Below are 19,793 nucleotides of genomic sequence, written 5' to 3' on the forward strand. Positions count from 1 at the left end.
CGGAGCGAGACCTCGCGACCAAATCGCTCCGCGAGCCTGTCCTCGCTAACTGCGCAACAGGCCCCTTGTGGGAGAAGGTGGCCGCGACCGGATGAGGGGTGCTCCAGGGAATGCCAGCGTCTCACTCCGCTGGAACACCCCTCATCCGTCTCGGCGCTATCGCGCCGATCCACCTTCTCCCACAAGGGAAGAAGGAGGCGTTGGCGCAGCTCACGCATTCCACAGCCCCTTCTTCTTCAACGCCTCCATTTCGCGCGCCGCGCGCTCGCGCAGCCTTGCGTCGCGCAGAAGCTTCTCCACTGCGGCATCGTCGGACTTGTCGGAATAGCGGAATTCGGAATCGGCGTAGCGATTGATCTCCTGCATGACCATGGCAAGAGAGAACGGCCCGCGCAGTTCCTCGATCATCGCCTTCTTGTCGTCGTAGCTCTTGTGCATGAAGGCTTCCGGCTTCTCGAACCAGTCGTCCGGAAGCTCGATGTCCATGGCGCGCATCTTGATGGCGTCGGTGACGTTTTTGATGGCGCGGCCGGTGAAGCGCGGCTCGGCGTCCTTGATCATGTGCAGATAAGTGCCGACATCGGCCATGGTCTTCGGCGCGCCATTCTCCTTCATGTAGCGCTCATAGACCTTCATCAGCCCGTCTTCCTGCGGCTTCTCGTGCTCTTCATAGGCCTCGGCCACGGCGCGCTGGATCTCCTGCGCGGCATAGAGCTCGTGGTCCCCGAGCGGTATCTTGTGGTTCTTGCCGGCCAGCAGCACGAAGATGTCGATATAGTCGTCGCGCGTCTGCGGGCCGTCGACCAGCCAGCGCGCGCCGGCGCGCTGGCGCAGCGCGTCGTCGACATTTTCCGGATAGTTGGAGAACATGCCGAAAGAGCAATTGCCGCGCACCACCGTCGAAGCGCCGGCGAAAGCGTCCATCAGAACGCCGGTGATTTCCTGCTGGCCGGCCGATGCGCGGTCGTCGGAACGACGCGCCGCCACCTGGTCGATGTCGTCGATGGTGCCGAAGCCGATGACGCGCGGATTGAGCATGTTGTTGATGAACTGGCGGCAGTTCTGGCCCGACTTGCCCTGATAGGACGAGATCTGGTCGACCCCGAAATTCTCATAGGCGAACGGATAGCCGGCGATCTGGCAGTAGCCATTGACGAGGCCGGCGATCATCTGGATCAACGTCGTCTTGCCGGTGCCCGGCGCACCGTCGCCGATGAAGGTGAACAGGAAGCCGCCGAGCTCGACGAAGGGGTTCAGCTCGCGCTCGAAATCATAAGCCATCAGCATCTTGGCCAGCCTGACCGACTGGAATTTGGCGATGTGGTTGCCGACGACCTCTTCCGGTTTCTTGAAGGTCATCACCAGCGGCTTGGAGCGCTTGCCGGGTGCGACGTCGAAACCGTCGAGGGTGAAATCGTCGACATCGATGCGGATATGCGCGTTCTCGAACGGGCCGATTCCGTCGAAGCGGCCTTTTCGTGCCAGAAGCCCGTCGATGGCGAGGCGGGCAAAGGCCCGCGCCCGCGTCGTCAGGTCGGCGTCATCCTTCGAACCGGCGATCGCCTTGTCGAGGCCGGCGACGATCGACTTCACCGCGTCCTGCGGCGTGTCGAACAGGAAGTCGGGCTCGGGGATGTCGTTCGGCGCCTCGCCGTCGCTGTCGATCAGCTGGAACAAATAAGAGGCGAAACTGAAGGCGGAGACGTAAGCCGAAGCCGACAGGAGCTTCTTGAAGGTGGCTGCCTCGTCGCCTTCCAGCGGCGCGCGCACGTTTTTCGCCTGCAGGCTTTCGAGGTCGGAGCCTTCGGCGAAGATGTCGGATATGGCGAGCGCGATCGCCAGGCCGCGCCGCGCGCGGTAGAGCAGCGTGTGCTGCGGGATCGTCATCAACTGGTCGTCGGGATGGATCGCGGCAACCGTCTTGGTGAGCTCGACGTCGCGCGTGCGCCGCACCGAGCCGACCGACACGGTCGAGACGAAGCGGCGGTTGGTGCCGGCAAGCGCCGTGCCGGATTCGCGCGAAGGGTCCTCCAACACGACGATGCGGGTGATGAAGCTCTGCGCGGTCGCGCGGTGCTTTTCGATTGCCGTTTCCGAGATCGTTGTCAGGCCGGTGTCCATGAAGGATGCTCCGCGGTTTGACGGTCAGACGTCGCTGATGACCTGCCCGTTGGACAGGATGTGGACCTTGTAGCCGGAAAAGATCTTCTGCGCTTCGCCGGCGGCATAGAGCGCCTGGTAGGCCTCGTGCGGGATCAGCGCATGGTTCTCGTAGCTCGACACGCCCTGGCGCGCCGCTTCGAGGTCGTCGGTGTTGATGAAGAATTCCTGCGTGGTCTTCTCGCTGGAGAACAAGCCCTTGCGGCCGGGCTTCTCGCTCTTGGAAAAGACCTCCTGGATGGTCCAGGTGAGCAGCCAGGCGTTCTCCGGCTTGCGCACCTTGGCGAGCACCTCGGCGACGGTCGAATTGTTGTCGGTGATGCCGGCCGAGTAAAAGGGCCCAAGCACGACGCGCCGCAGCTGCTTGGGGTGCAGCGGCTCGAAATCCTTGTCGAGATTGACGGCGATCGTCGCCGGCGAGAGCGAATAGGCCGAGTTCTTCTCGGTGAAATCGTCGAAGCGGTGCGCAAGCTCCGGGTTGAGCAGGCCGTCGACGGGAAGCGGGATATCGACCTTCTCGTTCAACTTGCCGTTCACGTCGACCAGCTGGCGCACCATGCTTTCGGAGGAATCCTCCACCGTCACCATGTAGACCAGCGGCAGGTTGGCGCTGCCGTCGAACGTAGCCCAGTGGACGAGATAATAGGGCCGCATGGTCTTCGGGTTGACCGAGACCTTGGCCGTCTGCGCCAAGGTGAAGGGACCGAAAGTCGCCTCGCTCTTGACATCCTCCAGATAGAGCCGCTCGGCCATCGACTTTTGCAGCGCTTCGGGAAATTCCTTGTGGCGCAGGATGAAGTCGGCCATCTCCTCGCGCAGCTCGCCGGCCTGCGGGATGTTGGCCAGGCGGGCATCGGCCTGCTGACGGTCGTTTTCCAATTCGAGCAGGTTCTGGAACACCGGATAGCCGCTCTCGGCGCGCGAGATGCGGAAGGTGTCCATGAAGCCGAGCCGGTTGCGCCAGCAGGCAAAGGACTTGTCCAGCCGCGCGATATATTCGGCGACGATCCTGGCGACGATGCCGTGCCGGTAAAGCGGCGAGCCATCGTCGCGCATGAACACTTCCAGCCCGCTCAGCGCCGCCGTGATGGCGGAGAAATAGCGTGCGGCCGCGTCGTTCTCAGGTGTCATGGGGCTGCCGTGGAAATGAAGTCAGCGGCGCCGCCTACGACTGCACGTAGTTTGCCGAATTGTGCTTCTTCATCACATCGTCGAAGCGACGCGCGAAGGCATCGTCGGCAAGCTTCTTGCGGCGCTGGATGTCGGCTGAAGCCACCATGTTCTTCTCATGCATCTTCAGCAGGTCGCCGATATGCTTTTGCGAGGCGGCGCCGATGCCGGCCATAGTCTCCTCGGCCGTGTTGTCGACCTGGCTGCCCAGCGTGTTGATCTTGTGGGCGACGTCCTGCTGGGCGGCGGTCTTCAGCGAATCTTCCAGCGCCTTGTAGAGGACGATGCGCTGCTCGGTGTCGATGGTCAGCTTGTTGATCAGCGTCGACTGCGCGGCGATCTGGTTGTTGAGCGAATCGACGAAGGTTTGGAACATCGAGGTGTAGCGCTCCAGCGTCTGGCTTTCGGCCAGCAGCTCCTGCTCCTTGGCCTGTTTTTCATTGTATTCGGTCGCCATCTTCGAGCGCTCGCCCTCAAGCTCGGTGCGCTCCTTCTGGGTTGTGGAGGAAGCGATCTTGTTTTCGATGTCGAGCAGCAGAGGGTTCAATTCCTCGATGCGCTTATGCACCGCTTCGAGGTTGGACATGGTCGTCTTGCGGCGCTCGATCACCTGCGACAGGCTGTCCTCGGAGGTCTTATAGCGCTGGTCGAGGACCTGCTTCTGCGCCTTCAGGATGCCGACGATGGTGTCCGACTTCGCCAAAAGCTCCTGCAGATTGCCGGCCAGCGACATGTTGCGGACGCGGTCGGTGCGCATGCGCTGCTTGCGCTGCGCCGAAAAGACGCCGACGAAGTTTTCCCAACCGGTGTAGTTCTTCATGCTTTCGAATTCGGCGCCGAAGACGTTGGTGGCGTCCTCGAGCCCGATGATCAGGTCGGCGATGTTGCCTTCCATGACCTTTTGCTGCTTGAGCACGTCCTCGATGCGGGCGTTCTCGATGTCGAAATTGGCGTCGCCGATCTTCTTGTCGGCCTGGGCGAGCGTGTCGAGCACCGTGCCTGACTGCTCGATCTTGGTGCGCATGTCCTGCACGACCTGCTTGGTCTTGGCAATTTCGGCATCGAAATTCTGCAATGTCGCCATTGGGGCCTCCCGCTTCGGCATCCGTTTCCGTGTCGTGGCGGCGAATATATGTGGGGCTCCAAGGGATTGAAAGAAGGAAGACAAGGAGTGACGTCAAAACAAAAGAATTGGTTAGGTCCTTGAAAGACAAGGCAAGCATGCGCATGGCACCCAGTAATGCCCGCCGCCGTCGAACAGCTTCGCCTTATATGCCTTGAGTTATTGTTTTTACGAACGGCCAAGGCGACGAAACAGCGCCGGCAAATCTCTGGGGCGGTTCACCGTTTCCCGGAAACAGCGAACCGCTCTATCTCTTTGTTTTTGCGCAATTCCGGACGGAAAACCGCTCACACTTTTGATGGAATTGCTCTTGGGCCGGTGGCAATACCAATTTCTTCCAACACAATCAGGGCTTGGGGTCGGCCTTGAGATAGGCAATCACGTTGGCGATGTCGTCATCGCTGGTCAGGCCGGTAAAGGCCATTCTGTTGCCGGGAACCTTCTGCCTGGGCGCCTTGAGATATTCGGTGAGATTGGCTTCGTCCCAGACGACGCCCGCGGCGCCGGCATCCTTCATGGCTTGCGAATAACGGCTCTGAAAACTCTCCGCCGAGCCGGCCTTGCGGCCGACGACGCCCATCAGATGCGGGCCGACCTTGTCGCGATCCGTCGCCGCCTCATGGCAGGCGATGCAGCGGTTGAAGACTTTCTTGCCCAGTGCTGCGTCGCCATCGGCATGCGCGGCAAGGCCGCCGGCGAGCAGGAAAAGAGCGGCGGACGAGATGGCTCGAAGCATTGCGGGTTCTCCGGCTGGTTCTGGCTGGGCGGGAAACTAGGACGCCGACCTTAACAAAGGCAGCAGAGATCGCGCGACTGCAAGAGGTGGCAGCCGGCTACCCGCCGACCGGCAGCCTTCCGGCTCAGCGGCTGACAAAACCGATGAAGTCGTCGGGCGCTGCCCGGCCCATCTCCTCTTCCCAATGGCGACGGCAGAGCGAGACATAGACGTCCTTGCCGATCGCCACCTGCTCGCCCTGCTTCGCCACCTTGCCGTCAGGCCCCAGGCGCACCACCATCGTCGCCTTGCGGCCGCAACGGCAGATGGTGCGCACCTCGCGCAGGTCGTCGGCGATGGCAAGCAGCGCCCGCGAGCCGGGGAACAGATTGCCCTGGAAGTCGGTGCGCAGGCCGTAGCACATGACCGGAATACCCAGACGGTCGGCAATGCGGGCGAGTTGCCAGACCTGCTCCTCCTCGAGGAACTGCGCCTCGTCGACGAAGATGCAATGCACCGGTGCATGCCGGTGATGCTCGGCGACCCTGGCATAAAGATCTTCGCCGTCGCGGAATATCTCGGCCTCGGATTCGAGACCGATGCGCGACGAGATCAGCCCCCTGTCGCCCTTGCGATAGTGGCCGGCGACGAACAGCATCGTCGACATGCCGCGTTCGCGATAGTTGTAGGATGCCTGCAAAAGCATGGTCGTCTTGCCGGCGTTCATCGTCGCGTAGTGGAAGTAAAGCTTGGCCATGCCGTCCTTCTAAGCTCACATGTCGGCGCACGGGGAGGGGGCCCGGGGCTCCGTCCACCAAAAACTCCCTGCCGTCTAAAGCTCGATGTCGTTCAAAAGCCTGTCATGTCGCTTAATGACCAGCGCGCGCCGTTCGTCGTGATGTTGAAGCGCTTGAAACAGCTTCAAAATGGTGTTTGGCTGACGAAACAAGGCGGGCGCAAGAACCGTGACTTCGCTTTGCCTCGAAATTCCAATGGGAGAAAAGTTTATGTCGCGTATGAAATCTTTCGTCGCAGGCCTCGGCCTTGCGGCGCTTCTGTCCACGACCGCCGCTTATGCCGGCGATCCGGCGAGCTGCAAGGCGGTTCGGCTCTCAGACGTCGGCTGGACCGACATCCAGGCCACCACGGGCCTCGCCTCGGTGCTGCTCACCGCGCTCGGCTACGAGCCGCAGACGATCCAGCTTTCCGTGCCGGTGACGATGGCCTCGCTGAAGAACAAGGACCTCGACGTCTTCCTCGGCAACTGGATGCCGTCGATGACCAACGACATCAAGGACTACACCAAGGAAGGCTCGATCGAGACGATCAGCACCAACCTGACCGGCGCCGGCTATGGCATCGTCGTGCCGACCTATGTCGCGGATGCCGGTGTCAAGACGCTGACCGATCTCGGCAAGTTCAAGGACAAGTTCAACGGCAAGATCTACGGCATCGAGGCCGGCAATGACGGCAACCGCATCATCCTCGACATGATCAAGAACCCGAAGGACAATCTGGCCGGCTTCGAGCTGGTGGAGTCCTCGGAGGCCGGCATGCTGACGCAGGCCGAGCAGTCGATGAAGAACAATGAGTGGATCGCCTTCCTCGGCTGGACGCCGCATCCGGTGATGGGCGCCATGAAGATCACCTATCTCGACGGCATGGGCGACAGCGGCTTCGGCGCCGCCACCGTCTACACCATCGTGCGCAAGGGCTACACCACGGAATGCCCGAATGCCGGCAAGTTCATCTCCAACCTGAAGTTCAATCTCGACATGGAAGGCCAGATGATGGACGCGATCCTCAAGGGTGGCGATCCGCAGACGGTGGCGACCGACTGGCTGAAGAAGCATCCGGACGCGGTCGCGCCCTGGATCGCCGGCGTCACCACCTTCGATGGCGGCGACGCGGCTGCGGCCGTCAAGACCGCGCTCGGAGGCTGATCCGCTTGGGACCGGCATGATTTCCGGAAAAGGGCAGCCCTTGAAGAGGCTGCCCTTTTTCATATGCCTGGAGACGTGAGAGGATGACCGTGCGGCAAGCGCGGCGAAGCCGAGAGGGGAAAGATGGATCCGATTTCTAAATTCCTGACCGACTACAAAATTCCCATCGGGCCATGGGGCAAGGCTTTCTTCGGCTTCCTGACCGACAATTTCGACACCATCTTCCGCGCATTTTCAAACGGTCTGAATTTCATCCTGGACGGAGCAGTGAGCCTCCTGCTCATGGTGCCGCCGGTTTTGTTGGCCCTGGTCATCGCGATCATCGCCTGGTTCTTGCAGCGTTCGCGGCCGCTCGCCATCGGCGTTTTCCTCGGCCTGATCTTCATCATCAACCAGAATCTGTGGAAGCAGACGGTGCAGACGCTGGTGCTGGTGGTTGCTGCCGCCGCCATGGCGATGGCGATCGGCGTGCCGCTTGGCATCTGGGCCGCGCACAAGCCGAAGGTCTACCGCGTCATGCTGCCGGTGCTCGACCTGATGCAGACGCTGCCGACCTTCGTCTACCTGATACCGGTGCTCACCCTGTTCGGGCTCGGCAACGCGCCCGGCCTCATCGTCACCATCATCTTCGTCATCCCGACAGCCGTTCGGCTCACCCATCTCGGCGTCGTTTCGGTGCCCAAGGCAATCATCGAAGCGGGCGAGGCGTTCGGCGCCACCAAGCGCCAGCTTCTGTGGAAGGTGGAGCTGCCCTCGGCGTTGCCGACCATCATGGCGGGCCTGACGCAGTCGATCATGCTGTCTCTGTCGATGGTGGTGTTCGCTGCCCTGATCGGCGCAGGCGGGCTCGGCACGGAAATCAACCGGGCGCTCGGCTCGCGCCGCATCGACCTCGGGCTTGAGGCGGGCCTCGCGATCGTCGTTCTCGCCATCGTGCTCGACCGCATGACCCGCATCGGCGTTGGAGGCAAGAAATGACCGTCGCGGTTGATTTCAAGAATGTAGACATCGTCTTCGGCGCCGACCAGGCCGGTTCGCTGGCCCTGATCGATCAGGGCGCCACCCGTGCCGAAATCCTCGAGAAGACCGGCAATGTGCTCGGATGCGCCGACGCCAGCCTCACCGTGCACGAAGGCGAGATCTCGGTGTTGATGGGCCTATCCGGTTCCGGCAAGTCGACGCTGCTGCGGGCCGTCAACCGGCTCAACGTCGTGTCGCGCGGTCAGGTGCTGGTCAAGGACGGCGACCGCATCGTCGATGTCGTCACCTGCGACGAGACGACCTTGCGGCGGCTGCGGCAGAAGCAGGTGGCCATGGTGTTCCAGCAGTTCGGCCTGCTGCCGTGGCGCACGGTCGAGGAAAATGTCGGCTTCGGCCTCGAGCTTGCCGGCATGCCGGAAGCCGAGCGCAAGGCGCGGGTGCAGAAGCAGCTGCAGCTTGTCCATCTCGACCAGTGGTCGAAGAAATACGCGCATGAGCTTTCCGGCGGCATGCAGCAGCGTGTCGGCCTCGCCCGGGCCTTCGCCACCGAGGCGCCGATCCTGTTGATGGACGAGCCGTTCTCGGCGCTGGACCCGCTGATCCGCACCAAACTGCAGGACGAATTGCTGCAGCTCCAGGCGGAACTCAAGAAGACCATCATCTTCGTCAGCCACGACCTCGAGGAAGCGCTGAAGATCGGCAGCCACATCACGATCATGGAGGGCGGACGCATCGTCCAGACCGGCGCGCCGGAAGACATCGTGCTCAGGCCCGCCAACGACTATGTCCGCGATTTCATCGCCAATGTGAATCCGCTGTCGGTGCTGACGGCGTGGAACGTGATGCGGGACCGCCGCGACCTGGAGCAGGGCGACAACGGCTGGGTGTGGCTCGACCGGCGCAAGACGACGCGCTTCAAGATCGACGAGCATGGCCTTGTGGCCGCTGCCGAGCGCGATGACAAGCCGGCGGTGTGGGTCTCCTGCGCCGATGTCGAGCGCCAGCCGGAAGAAGGGGCGCAGGTGTTCTGGGCCAATCCCGGCACGCCGCTGAAGACGGTGATGCTCGCCATGCACCGCTCGCAGACGGCGCCGGTGGCGCTGTTCGACGAGGGCTCGCGTTTCGTCGGCTCGATCGGCATCCGCGACGTGCTGAGCGCTGTGCTGAGGCGCTGAGGTTCGGTTTTTGAAACAAGCATTGGGTGTCCCGCTGGCGGGCACCTCCAGCTTGTTTTAAACTCACTCGGCAGCCGGGCTACAAGCGGCTGTAGCAAGGGCCGCAAGATGATCTTCCGTCAGCTCTTCGATTCCGTTTCGGGCACCTATTCCTATCTGCTCGCAAGCCGGCGCGGCGGCGAGGCGTTGATCATCGATCCGGTGCTGGAAAAGGTCGAGCGCTATCTGCAGCTCGTCAATGAGCTCGACCTCAGGCTGGTCAAGGCGGTGGACACGCACCTCCATGCCGACCACATCACCGGCCTCGGCGCGCTGCGCGACAAGACGCATTGCGTGACCGTCATGGGCGAGCAGACCAAAGCCGACGTGGTGTCGATGCGGCTTGCCGACGGCGACAAGCTCGGCATTGAAGGGCTGGCGCTCGACGTCATCTACACGCCCGGCCATACCGACGATTCCTACAGTTTCGTCCTGCCCGACCGGGTCTTCACCGGCGATACGCTGCTCATTCGCGGCACCGGCCGCACCGACTTTCAGAACGGCGATCCGCGCCAGCAATATGAATCGATCTTCGGCCGCCTGCTCAAGCTGCCCGATGATACGCTGATCTTCCCCGCGCACGACTATAAGGGCGAGACCGTGTCGACGATCGGCGAGGAAAAGGCCTTCAACCCGCGCCTGCAGGTGAAGTCGGTCGATGAGTATGTGAACATCATGAACAATCTCAATCTATCGAATCCGAAAATGATGGATGTGGCCGTGCCGGCCAATATGCGGGTCGGTCTGCATCAGGACGACATCGCCAGCCGCGGCTGGGCGGTGAGCGCGGAGCAGGCGCTGGCGCTGGTCGGGCGGCCCGACGTGGCGCTGATCGACCTGCGCGAGCAGTCCGAACGCGAGCGCCACGGGGTTATTCCCGGCGCGATCCATCTGCCCTATGCGCGGCTGCAGGAAAACATCGCCGCTGGCGGCATGCTGCATGAGCTGGCGAAGTCGACCAGCAAACAGATCCTGTTCTATTGCGCCTTTGGCGAGCGTTCGGCGATGGCGGTACAGGCGGCGCAGGATGTCGGGATTGCCAGCGCCCGCCATATCCAGGGCGGCATCGACGCCTGGCGGAAGGCCAGCGGCCCGCTGATGCATTGAGGTGCGTTGATATTCAGGTGATGCCGGCCTGCAAAGGGCCGGCGGCTCAATCCAGCCCGATCAGCTTGGCGCCGTTCCGGAACAGCGCTTCACCGTCCCGGTCGAAGCGGAATGTGGCGATGAAATCGTCGGCGCGATAGTTCGGCAAGGTGTTGCGGATCGTCGCGGCGAAGGTGCGCGCCTCGTCCTGTCGGCCGGCCAGCGCCAGGCAATGGGCGGCGATCGCCAGGATGATGACATGGGCGTTTGGCCTTGCGGCCGCCTTCAGCGCCCATTCAGCCGCCGCTTCGAATTCGCCGAGCCGCGCATGCGCCATGGCGCGCGCGCCCATCATGCCGAACAAGAGCGGATCGAAGGGGCTGAGATGACGCGAATGGTCGGATGAGCCGATCGCCGATTGCGGGTCGCCCGACTGCGAATGGACGAAGGACAGCGCGTAATGGCCGAGCGCGAAATTGGGGCTGAGATCGACGGCGCTCGCCAGTTCCAGCAGCGAGCCGTCCTGCTCGCCGCGCAGCCATAGCGCGCGGCCCATCGCCCAGTGGGCGGCAGGGTTGCGGTCGTCGACCAGCAGGCTCTGGCCGGCGCTTTCGAAGGCAAGTGCGGTCTCGCGGTCGCGGTCGCCCCAGCGCTGGAAAGCGCTCTGCCAGTGGGTGAAGGACATGCCGGCATAGGCGCGTGCGAAAGTAGGATCGAGCTTCAACGCCTCGCCGAAGAAATGCTGCGCCAGCTCGTTTTCCTGGCGGGTGAAGCGATACATGTGCCAAAGGCCGCGATGGTAAGCCTCCCAGGCATTGAGCGAGTTTGGCGCTTTCAGCAATGCACGATTGCGCTCCACCGTCGCGATCTCGGCGGCGATGGAGGAAACGATGCTGTTGCCGATATCCTCGATGACGATGAAGATGTCGTCGGGCTTGTGCTCGAAGGTCTCGGCCCAGACGATCCTTGCCGTGCGGACCTCGACAAGCTCCACCGACACGATGAAACGGCCCGGCAAAGCCCGCACCGAGCCCGTCGCGACATAGTCGACATTCAGCCTGCGTCCGGCGTCGTCCGGCGCAATGTTCTTCTCGGCGAGCGCGAAGACCGAGCCTCGGGCGATGACAAAAAAATCGCGAAGCTTGGCAAGCCGCGTGATGATGTCATGCGTGAGGCCGTCGGCCAGCCCGCCGCGGAAGCCGCCAGTGCCGGCGCTCTCCGCAAATGGCATCACCGCGAGCGAAGCCCGGCGCGTCGCCGCGGGTTCGGATTCGATCGCGGTGACCGGCAAGTCCGGGAGCGGCAACGCCGGCCCGGATCGGGCGCATGGCGTTGCGCCGGCATTCCGGGCTCTTATCTCCTGCCACGCCTCGCGCAATGGCGTGAAATCCAGCTCTTCGGAGTGGAACAGCTCCGCCGCGGTGGCAAGATGCTCCTCGCCGGCGCCGATCTGTCCGCGCCGTGCCAGATTTTCCAGCAGCGCCACATGTGCGCGGCCGTCGAAGGGCGCAAGCTCCAGCCATTTGTCGATATAAGGGCCGGCCTCATCGGCTCCCTGCGGGACAAGGCCGATAATGTGCTCCAGGACCGCGACATGGCATGCGCTGAAACGGCGGCGCTGCGCCGTCAGCCAGCTGCCGAAATGCGGGCTGCGATCGAGCTCCAGGCCATCAAGGAAGTCGCCGGCGAACAGTTGCGCAAGCGTCCGCAGGCGGTCGAGGCCAAGCGTCTCGATGCCGCCCGCCACCGCGGCAGCTGCCTCGACGGCATCGACGCTCACATCGCCGAGGCGAAGCGCCACGGTGTCGCCTTCCGTCTCGATCCGGCGCAAGCCCGGTTCGTCGAGCGCGGCACGCAGCTTGCTCAGACACCAGCGCAGCTCGCCGCGCGGATCGTTGGGCACGTCCCAGAGAAGTTCGCAAAGACGGCTGCGGCTGACCGGGTGGGGCGCCAGCGCCAGATAGGCCAGCAGCGCGCGCAGCTTGCGTGACGATGGCAGCGCCACGGGAATATCGTCGCGCATGATCGCAAGCGGGCCGAGCAGCCTGATCGAAAGACGGGCTGCCATGCTTTTCAGAGTCGACCGAACGGATTCCACGTCCGTTTCCACGCTCGCTCCCACGCCGAACAGTTGGTCCATGTTCTATCACCAAACACGACGGGGCGCATCCGGCGGCGAATTTCGACCCGGACGCGGCCTTTGCCGAATTGCCGGCAAGTCAACTAGCGCGGCAAGGTGTCGAAACCGCGCCGCTCAATCCGCCGGTTTGTAACCGGCGCGTGAGATTTCGAGGAGAAAGCCCCATGTTGCATCAGTTGAAAATCAGGACCACGGCCGGGCGCGGCCGTCTGTTCGACAGCATTCTCGACACGGTCGGCGACACGCCGGTCATCCGCATCAACAATCTCGGGCCGGGTCACGCGACGATCTATGTGAAGGCCGAGTTCTTCAATCCGGCGGCCTCGGTTAAGGACCGGCTGGCCCTCAACATCATCGAGGAAGGCGAGCGCAGCGGTAAGCTCAAGCCTGGCCAGACCGTCGTCGAGGCGACGAGCGGCAACACCGGCATCGGCCTTGCCATGGTCTGCGCGCAGAAAGGTTACCCATTGGTGGTGACGATGGCCGACAGCTTCTCGATCGAGCGCCGCAAGCTGATGCGCATGCTTGGCGCCAAGGTGGTGCTGACGCCGCGCGCCGAGAAGGGCTTCGGCATGTACAAGAAGGCGGTCGAGCTTGCCGAGGCCAATGGCTGGTTCCTGGCGCGCCAGTTCGAGACCGAGGCCAATGCCGACATCCACGAGGCCACCACCGGCCGCGAGATCGTCAATGATTTCGCCGGGTCGCGTCTCGACGTGCTTGTTACTGGTTACGGCACCGGCGGCACGGTGGCCGGCGTCGGCCGGGTGCTGCGCCGCGAGCGGCCGGAGGTGAAGATCGTGCTGGCCGAGCCGGCGAACGCGCAGCTGATCGGCAGCGGCAAGGTCCAGGAGCGCGGCGCCGGCGGCGCGCCGGCCGCCAGCCATCCGGCCTTCGAGCCGCATCCGATCCAGGGCTGGACGCCCGACTTCATCCCCAATGTGCTGCAGGAAGCGATCGACCAGCGCTACTATGACGAGGTGGTGCCGATCTCCGGTCCCGAAGGCATCAAATGGGCGAAGGCGCTGGCGCGGCAGGAGGGCATCTTCACCGGCATCTCCGGCGGCGCCACCTTCGCCTTGGCGCGGCAGATCGCGGGCAAGGCCCCGACCGGCTCGGTGATCCTGTGCATGCTACCCGACACCGGGGAGCGCTATATGTCGAGCCCGCTCTTCGACGGCATCGAGGCCGAGATGGATGCCGAGGAGACGGCGCTGTCGCGCTCGACTCCGAGCTGCCAGTTCGAAGCCTGAAGGCAGATACCACGACGCCGCCGTTCGAACGGCGGCGTCGCTATTTGCACATGATCACCCACATGCCGGCGGGAGATGCGGATGGACAGCTTCCAGGAAATGGCGATCACGGATGAAACGCTCGATCCGCCGGACTGGACCGAGGTGGAAGCGCTCTCGCACCGGATCGTCGACGACGCCATCACCTATCTCAAGGATGTTCGGGAGCGTCCGGCGTGGCGCGAGATGCCGGCTGAAGTGCGCTCATTCTTCTCGGCGCCGTTGCCGCGATCTCCGGCGCCGGTGGCCGACGTGTATGACGATGTCGCCCGCAACCTCATGCCTTATCCGATGGGCAACATCCATCCGCGTTTCTGGTCCTGGTATATGGGATCCAGCAACTTCACCGGCGCGCTCGGTGACTTCCTTGCCGCGATCCAGGGTTCCAATCTTGGCGGCGGCAACCATGCCGCCGGCTTGATGGACGGCCAGGTCGTCAACTGGATGAAGGAGATGGTGGGTTTTCCCGCCTCGGCCAGCGGCACGCTGGTCAGCGGCGGCTCGATGGCCAACATCATCGGCCTCACCGTGGCGCGCAACGTCAAGGCCGGCGTCGACGTGCGCGAGCGGGGCGTCGGCGCCATGCCGAAGCCGTTGCGCTACTACGCCTCGGACCAGGTCCATTCCTGTCACCGCAAGGCCGTGGAGGTGCTCGGCCTCGGCAATCGGGCGCTGCGGCGGATTCCGACCAATGCCGGCCTGCGCATCGACATCGCCGCGCTCAAGGCGGCAGTCGCGGAGGACCGCGAGACGGGCTTCAGGCCGGCCTGCGTGATCGGCACCGCCGGCACGGTCAATACCGGCGCGGTAGACGACCTGCAGGCGCTGGCGAGCGTGGCGGCCGAAGAAGACCTCTGGTTCCATGTCGATGGCTGCATCGGCGCGCTGATCGCGATCGCGCCCGAGAGCCGATCGCTCGTCACAGGCATCGAACAGGCGGATTCGATCGCGCTCGATCCGCATAAATGGCTGCACGCGCCATTCGAAGCCGGCTGCGCCCTGGTGCGGGACGCATCCCAGCACCGCAACACATTTGCCGTCACCCCGGAATATCTGGAATCGGCGCCGCGGGGCCTGGCGTCCGGAGAGTGGCTGCACGATTACGGGCTTCAAACGTCGCGCGGCTTCCGCGCGCTCAAGATCTGGATGGCGCTGAAGGAGCATGGCGTCGAGAAGTTCGGCCGCCTGATCGACCAGAACATCGACCAGGCCCGCCACCTCACCCGGCTGATCGAGGCGGAGCCGGCGCTCGAGCTGATGGCGCCGACCACCATCAACATCGTCAGCTTCCGCCACCGAGTGGATGGCGCGTCGGAGGAAAAGCTCAAGGCGTTCAACACGGAGATCATGCTGAGACTCCAGGAAGAGGGCATCGCGGCCTTGTCCGACACCACGGTGCAGGGCCGGCATTGCCTGAGGGTGGCAATCGCCAATCACCGCACCCGCCGCGACGATCTCGACCTGCTGGTCGCGGAGATGCTTCGGCTGGGACGGGAAATCGCGGTTACATCAATGTGAAACGCGGACCTAAGCGTATTCAACCAGCCTGCAGCACGGCGCCCGGCAGATAGAGCATGATCGGCCGGATCTCGTAGACGGCGGTGGGGTTGACGTGCTTGAGGTCGCGAGCCACGGCGATCGCCTCGTCCTGGTTCGCGCAATCGAGGACATAGAGGCCGAGCAACTGCTCCTTGGTCTCGGCAAAGGGACCGTCGATGACCATGCCGTCGCCGGGACCGCGCAGCGTCACCGCCTTGGCCGTGGCGTCAAGCCTCGCCGCCGGCCCGAGCTTGCCCTCGCGCGTCAGCCTGTGGTTGACCTCGAGCAGGTCTTTCATCAATGCCGCATCCTCGTCGGGCGACCAGGACTGCACGGTGTCTTCCACGTGATAGGCCAGGACGGCATAGAACATGGGTGGATTTCCCTCGTAACCAGGCGGGCCGCACTATCACAAGGATGGTTCGACTGATCCAGTGGCGCCGGTGGTGGACAAAGCCCACTCCTGACTCAAGCTGCCACCGGCAGCTTCAGCTCCGTCAACAAGCCGCCACCAGGATAGTTGGATAGATTGACCTCGCCGCCGGCGCCGCGGGCGATGTTGCGGGCGATGGTGAGACCGAGGCCGAGGCCGCCGGTGGTGCGGTTGCGCGATTCCTCCAGCCGCACGAAGGAGCCGAACACCGCATCCAGCTTAGCCTGCGGGATGCCGGGGCCTTCGTCGCGGATCGACAGCGTGATCGTGTCGCCCGATCGGCGTACGCCGAGATGCGCCTTCTTGCCGTAAGTCACCGCGTTCTGGATGAGATTGGTGACACAGCGGCGCAGCGCCACCGGCCGGGCGATGCAGATCAGGCCGCGCGAAGGGACCACGTCTTCGTCGAAGGACGCGCCGTCGAAGGAGTCCGCCACCGATTCCACCAGCGACCAGAAATCGATCCGCTCCGCCTTTTCCTCGGTCACCTCGAATTTGGCGAAGTCGATGACGGAGCTCGCGATGCTTTCGATATCGGCGAGGTCGTGCGCGAGCGCCTCGCGCGCCGACGACTTGCGCAGCAGTTCGAGGCGCAGGCGCATGCGCGTCAGCGGCGTGCGCAGATCATGCGCCAGCGCCGCCGCGAGGTGCTCGCGATCCTCGACATAATCGCGCAGCCGCATCTGCATGGCATTGATCGCCTTCGCGGCGGCGCGGATCTCGCGGCTGCCGCTTTCGGCGATCGGCGGGCTTTTCAGGTCGTTGCCGATGCGCTTCACCGCCGTTTCCATCATCCGATAGGGCGCGGTCAACCGGCGCAGCGACCAGATCGACATGATGACGATCAAACCGGCGATCAGCGAGTAGAGCGGCAGGCTGTCGACGCTCAGTATCGGTCCCGCCGGCGTGATCGGCTCGGTGAAATTCAGCCACTGCCCGTCGGAAAAGCGCAGCGAGGCGGTCAGCTTGTCGCTCTGCGCGAAATCCGCGGCCAGGACCAGCAGGTCGCGCTCGACCTGGCCGACATCCTTGTTCACCGCCTCGCCGTCCGGGAGGTCGGCCTCCTGGGTGGCCGGATCGCGCCGCACGCGCGCGTCGGTCACGCCGAATTTCGACAGGCGGCCGACCAGGATGTCCTCAAGCTCGGCCAGCTCGTCGTCGCCGGCGATCGAAGAGGTGACGGCGGGCGTGTCCGAAACCGTCAGCGCATAGGTCGAGTTGAACAGGCCGGACGAGATCGCCTTGCGCTCTTCGGGCGGGGCGTCATGCATCAGCTGCACCAGCGAGTAGGCGCGGTCGTTCAGCCGGTAGAGATCGACGATGCTGTTGGCGGCAGCGCGGTCGCGCGCCACGATGTAGAGTGTCGTCACCTGGCTGATCATGAGGCCGGCAATGACGATCAGCAGCACCCAAACTGGCAGGGTCTGCGGCAGGAAGCGTCTCATTCGGACGTGGTCTCGGGCAGGAACTGATAGCCGCCGCTGCGCACGGTCAGGATCAGTTTGGGCGTCTTCGGGTCGTCTTCCATCTTGCGGCGCAAGCGGCTCACCAGGATATCGACGCTGCGGTCGAAGCTGTAGCCGGTGTCGCCGCCGGACAGCTCGATCAGCTGCTCGCGGGTAAGCACACGCTGGGCGCTCTTGACGAAGGTCTGCAGCAGGTTGAACTCCGCCATCGTCAGCTCCACCCGGACGTCGTCGGGCGCCGTCAGGCGGCGCCGCGCGCAGTCCATGGTCCAGCCGGCAAAGCGGTAGACCTGCTTGGCGGTGGGGCGACGCGGCTCGGCGCTGCCGTTGCGTCTAAGCACGGCGCGGATGCGAGCCAGAAGCTCGCGCGGATCGAAGGGCTTGGGCACGTAGTCGTCGGCGCCCATTTCGAGGCCCACGACGCGATCGGTCGTTTCCGTCACCGCGGTCAGCATGATGATGGGCGTGGTGTAACTGGCGCGGATCTCGCGGCAAAGCTCAAGTCCGCTTTTGCCGGGCAGCATCACGTCGAGAATGATCAGGTCCACCGGCGTGCGGCGCAGGACCGCTTCCATCTCGGTGCCGTCGCCGGCCACCGTCGTGTGCAGGCCGCGCTTCTGGAAGAATTCCTGCAGCAGATCGCGTATGCCCTTGTCGTCGTCGACGATCAGTATGTGCGCATCGGATTTCACTCGAAACCTATCATTCTTTGCCGGACATCCCTCGCGAAACACCCACGATAGAATTCGGGCCACATCTTGGCCAGTGGCCGCGATCGCCGCGCCGGGCGGATTCCCCAGAAACAATCCAGAAACAAAATTCTACAGTCGGGAAAAACTCGTGAAAAATTTCAAGGTCATAACCGGCGCCGTGGCGGTCAGGTCATCGGCTGCGACGCAAGTTTCCGGAGTAACGGACAAGACCAATGCAGAGGTTCTGGATCAGCGTGACGGGTGCTTTGCTCAGCATATCGCTCATCACAGCTGCAGCCGGCGCCTCCACCGCAAAGGTCGCCCCGCTCACCCGGACCGAGCGTTGCACCAATCTGAGCCGTCAGGTTGACGAAGCCCTCGAAACCCATGCCGCGGCAACGCAGGTCACCGCGGCGAAAGCACTGCAAAGAAAGGGAAACCGGTTCTGCGCCAACAAGAAACAGGCACAGGGAATCCGGATGCTCGCAAACGCTTTGAAGCTGCTTGGAGTGACGCCGATCGATCCCGTTCAGTGACGCTCATCCAGATCTGCAAGAAAAGGAAATGAAGCCATGAAGAAGTCCATCCTCTCCGCCCTCGGCCTCGGTGTTGCTCTCGCCTTCGCGATGCCGGCTCTCGGCAACGCCCAGACGACGACCACCGCTCCGGCTGCTTCGACGACGACCACCACGACCGCTCCGGCCACGACCACTGCTGCGAAACCGGCTGCGAAGAAGACAGCGGCCAAAAAGGTCTGCAAGCCGACCAAGAAGCACAAGTGCCCGGCTCCGAAGAAGGCGTCGGCTGCGAAGCCCGCTGCTGCGAAGCCGGCTGCCAAGAAGCCCTGATCCAGCGCTCGGCGCCACTAGATGAAGCCGCTCCAGCCGATTTCGGCAGGGGCGGCTTGCTTGCGGCAGGGAACCCGAAACCGGCAGGTTTCCACCGCACTCAGTCGATCCTTAACCCGATCGCAATGTCGGTATTGTAGAACATCCGCATGAAGAAGCGGCTTTCGTCCCTGATGCGTTCGCTGACACTCGGCGGCCTGATCGCCACGGCGGCGGCGCGATCGCTGATCATCTTTACCGCAAGCCCCGTGCCGGATCCCGCCAGCGGCAGGACCGAGCCCGAGCTGTTCGCTCCGCTGATCTCTTCAAGCTTCGACTACATCACGCCGGCGCAGTCCTGGATTCTGCTCGTGCTGGCCGGCGCGACGATGATCGGCTTTGTCGCCTGGATATTCTTCGCGCTCCTGGAGCGCGGATCAGGCGGCCCCGACAGGTCGCGCACGGCCGGGCGGCAGGGCCGTTGACCGGCAGGCAACGCTTCCCCACATAGAGTTTTCATCGCCTTGGCCCCTGTTGCCGTTGCGCAGGCAAATAGACGTGCGCGTTCCTGCGTGACAAAGTGAAATGAAAACCCAGTTCATCACTGGTGGATTCCGATGCCCGAAACCGTCCTCAAACCCCGCACCAAGACGCAGCCGAAGACCGAGCGACCGAAGCTCTACAAGGTCATTCTCGTCAATGACGATTTTACGCCGCGCGAATTCGTGGTGACGGTGCTCAAGGGTGAATTCAAGCTCAGCGAGGACCAGGCGCACCGCGTCATGATCACCGCGCATACGCGCGGCGTGTGCGTCGTCGCGGTGTTTACGCGCGACATCGCTGAGACCAAGGCGGCACGCGCAACCGATGCCGGCAAGGCCAAGGGCTACCCGCTGCTGTTCACGACTGAGCCGGAAGAATAGGGCGGGGCACTTTTTCTTCTCCCCCTGTGGGCCTGTTGCGTAATTGGCTGGTTGTGATTCTCTGAGAAGGAAGCTCGGAGGGAATCGCAATG

19 protein-coding genes are annotated in these 19,793 nt (G+C 63.5%); 10 read left to right on the top strand and 9 right to left on the bottom strand.

Annotation, left to right across the window (positions count from 1 at the left end):
- Positions 1 to 210: 210 nt before the first annotated feature.
- From LB565_RS28825 to LB565_RS28845, 5 genes are all read right to left on the bottom strand, one after another.
- Positions 211 to 2,121 carry an AAA family ATPase gene (locus LB565_RS28825; RefSeq protein ID WP_224589470.1) on the bottom strand — a complete coding sequence of 637 codons (1,911 nt, stop codon included), beginning with the start codon at positions 2,119 to 2,121 and terminating at the stop codon, positions 211 to 213.
- A gap of 24 nt (positions 2,122 to 2,145) precedes the next feature.
- Complete coding sequence (locus LB565_RS28830) at positions 2,146 to 3,291, bottom strand: hypothetical protein (RefSeq protein WP_224589471.1); 1,146 nt, start codon at positions 3,289 to 3,291, stop codon at positions 2,146 to 2,148.
- Between the two features lie 34 nt (positions 3,292 to 3,325).
- Positions 3,326 to 4,414 carry a hypothetical protein gene (locus LB565_RS28835; RefSeq protein WP_224589472.1) on the bottom strand — a complete coding sequence of 363 codons (1,089 nt, stop codon included), beginning with the start codon at positions 4,412 to 4,414 and terminating at the stop codon, positions 3,326 to 3,328.
- Positions 4,415 to 4,799: 385 nt separating this feature from the next.
- Positions 4,800 to 5,189, bottom strand: a complete 390-nt coding sequence (locus tag LB565_RS28840; RefSeq protein ID WP_224589473.1) for a c-type cytochrome — start codon at positions 5,187 to 5,189, stop codon at positions 4,800 to 4,802.
- 124 nt (positions 5,190 to 5,313) lie between these two features.
- Complete coding sequence (locus LB565_RS28845; protein WP_224589474.1) at positions 5,314 to 5,925, bottom strand: thymidine kinase; 612 nt, start codon at positions 5,923 to 5,925, stop codon at positions 5,314 to 5,316.
- 250 nt (positions 5,926 to 6,175) lie between these two features.
- Here LB565_RS28845 and LB565_RS28850 point away from each other — a divergent pair, with 250 nt between their 5' ends.
- From LB565_RS28850 to LB565_RS28865, 4 genes are all read left to right on the top strand, one after another.
- The gene (locus LB565_RS28850) at positions 6,176 to 7,111 is read left to right on the top strand and encodes a choline ABC transporter substrate-binding protein (RefSeq protein ID WP_224589475.1); all 936 of its coding nucleotides are present in this window, start codon (positions 6,176 to 6,178) and stop codon (positions 7,109 to 7,111) included.
- A gap of 123 nt (positions 7,112 to 7,234) precedes the next feature.
- Complete coding sequence (choW, locus tag LB565_RS28855; protein WP_224589476.1) at positions 7,235 to 8,089, top strand: choline ABC transporter permease subunit; 855 nt, start codon at positions 7,235 to 7,237, stop codon at positions 8,087 to 8,089.
- Complete coding sequence (choV, locus tag LB565_RS28860; RefSeq protein ID WP_224589477.1) at positions 8,086 to 9,267, top strand: choline ABC transporter ATP-binding protein; 1,182 nt, start codon at positions 8,086 to 8,088, stop codon at positions 9,265 to 9,267. The genes choW and choV overlap by 4 nt, the downstream gene beginning before the upstream one ends.
- A 108-nt stretch (positions 9,268 to 9,375) precedes the next feature.
- On the top strand, positions 9,376 to 10,413 hold the full coding sequence (locus tag LB565_RS28865; protein ID WP_224589478.1) for an MBL fold metallo-hydrolase: 1,038 nt from the start codon (positions 9,376 to 9,378) through the stop codon (positions 10,411 to 10,413).
- A gap of 46 nt (positions 10,414 to 10,459) precedes the next feature.
- Here the strand turns inward: LB565_RS28865 and LB565_RS28870 are convergent, their stop codons facing one another.
- Entirely contained in the window at positions 10,460 to 12,460 is a 2,001-nt protein-coding gene (locus tag LB565_RS28870) for a BTAD domain-containing putative transcriptional regulator (protein WP_224589479.1), read from the bottom strand.
- Between the two features lie 236 nt (positions 12,461 to 12,696).
- On the opposite strand from LB565_RS28870, the gene LB565_RS28875 reads away from it, so the two are divergent.
- Positions 12,697 to 13,782, top strand: a complete 1,086-nt coding sequence (locus tag LB565_RS28875; protein ID WP_224589480.1) for a PLP-dependent cysteine synthase family protein — start codon at positions 12,697 to 12,699, stop codon at positions 13,780 to 13,782.
- An 81-nt stretch (positions 13,783 to 13,863) separates the two neighbouring features.
- On the top strand, positions 13,864 to 15,339 hold the full coding sequence (locus LB565_RS28880) for a pyridoxal phosphate-dependent decarboxylase family protein (RefSeq protein WP_224589481.1): 1,476 nt from the start codon (positions 13,864 to 13,866) through the stop codon (positions 15,337 to 15,339).
- A gap of 19 nt (positions 15,340 to 15,358) precedes the next feature.
- Here LB565_RS28880 and LB565_RS28885 read toward each other — a convergent pair whose 3' ends face one another.
- From LB565_RS28885 to LB565_RS28895, 3 genes are all read right to left on the bottom strand, one after another.
- Positions 15,359 to 15,733: a YciI family protein gene (locus tag LB565_RS28885; protein ID WP_224589482.1), complete on the bottom strand. Its 375-nt coding sequence runs from the start codon at positions 15,731 to 15,733 to the stop codon at positions 15,359 to 15,361.
- A gap of 95 nt (positions 15,734 to 15,828) precedes the next feature.
- Entirely contained in the window at positions 15,829 to 17,238 is a 1,410-nt protein-coding gene (locus LB565_RS28890; RefSeq protein ID WP_224589483.1) for an ATP-binding protein, read from the bottom strand.
- A complete protein-coding gene (locus tag LB565_RS28895) occupies positions 17,235 to 17,951 on the bottom strand; it encodes a response regulator (protein ID WP_224589484.1) in 717 nt (238 codons plus the stop codon). Before LB565_RS28895 ends, LB565_RS28890 begins: the two co-directional genes overlap by 4 nt.
- A 233-nt stretch (positions 17,952 to 18,184) precedes the next feature.
- Between LB565_RS28895 and LB565_RS28900 the strand changes: the two genes are divergently transcribed.
- The 4 genes from LB565_RS28900 to clpS all read left to right on the top strand — a co-directional run bounded on the left by LB565_RS28900 (position 18,185) and on the right by clpS (position 19,701).
- A complete protein-coding gene (locus LB565_RS28900) occupies positions 18,185 to 18,487 on the top strand; it encodes a hypothetical protein (protein ID WP_224589485.1) in 303 nt (100 codons plus the stop codon).
- A gap of 36 nt (positions 18,488 to 18,523) precedes the next feature.
- On the top strand, positions 18,524 to 18,799 hold the full coding sequence (locus LB565_RS28905) for a hypothetical protein (protein ID WP_224589486.1): 276 nt from the start codon (positions 18,524 to 18,526) through the stop codon (positions 18,797 to 18,799).
- Between the two features lie 149 nt (positions 18,800 to 18,948).
- Positions 18,949 to 19,263: a hypothetical protein gene (locus LB565_RS28910; RefSeq protein WP_224589487.1), complete on the top strand. Its 315-nt coding sequence runs from the start codon at positions 18,949 to 18,951 to the stop codon at positions 19,261 to 19,263.
- A gap of 132 nt (positions 19,264 to 19,395) precedes the next feature.
- Complete coding sequence (gene clpS, locus LB565_RS28915) at positions 19,396 to 19,701, top strand: ATP-dependent Clp protease adapter ClpS (RefSeq protein ID WP_224589488.1); 306 nt, start codon at positions 19,396 to 19,398, stop codon at positions 19,699 to 19,701.
- Positions 19,702 to 19,793: the final 92 nt, after the last annotated feature.

The organism is Mesorhizobium sp. CA14 (assembly GCF_020165195.1).
GTDB lineage: Bacteria > Pseudomonadota > Alphaproteobacteria > Rhizobiales > Rhizobiaceae > Mesorhizobium.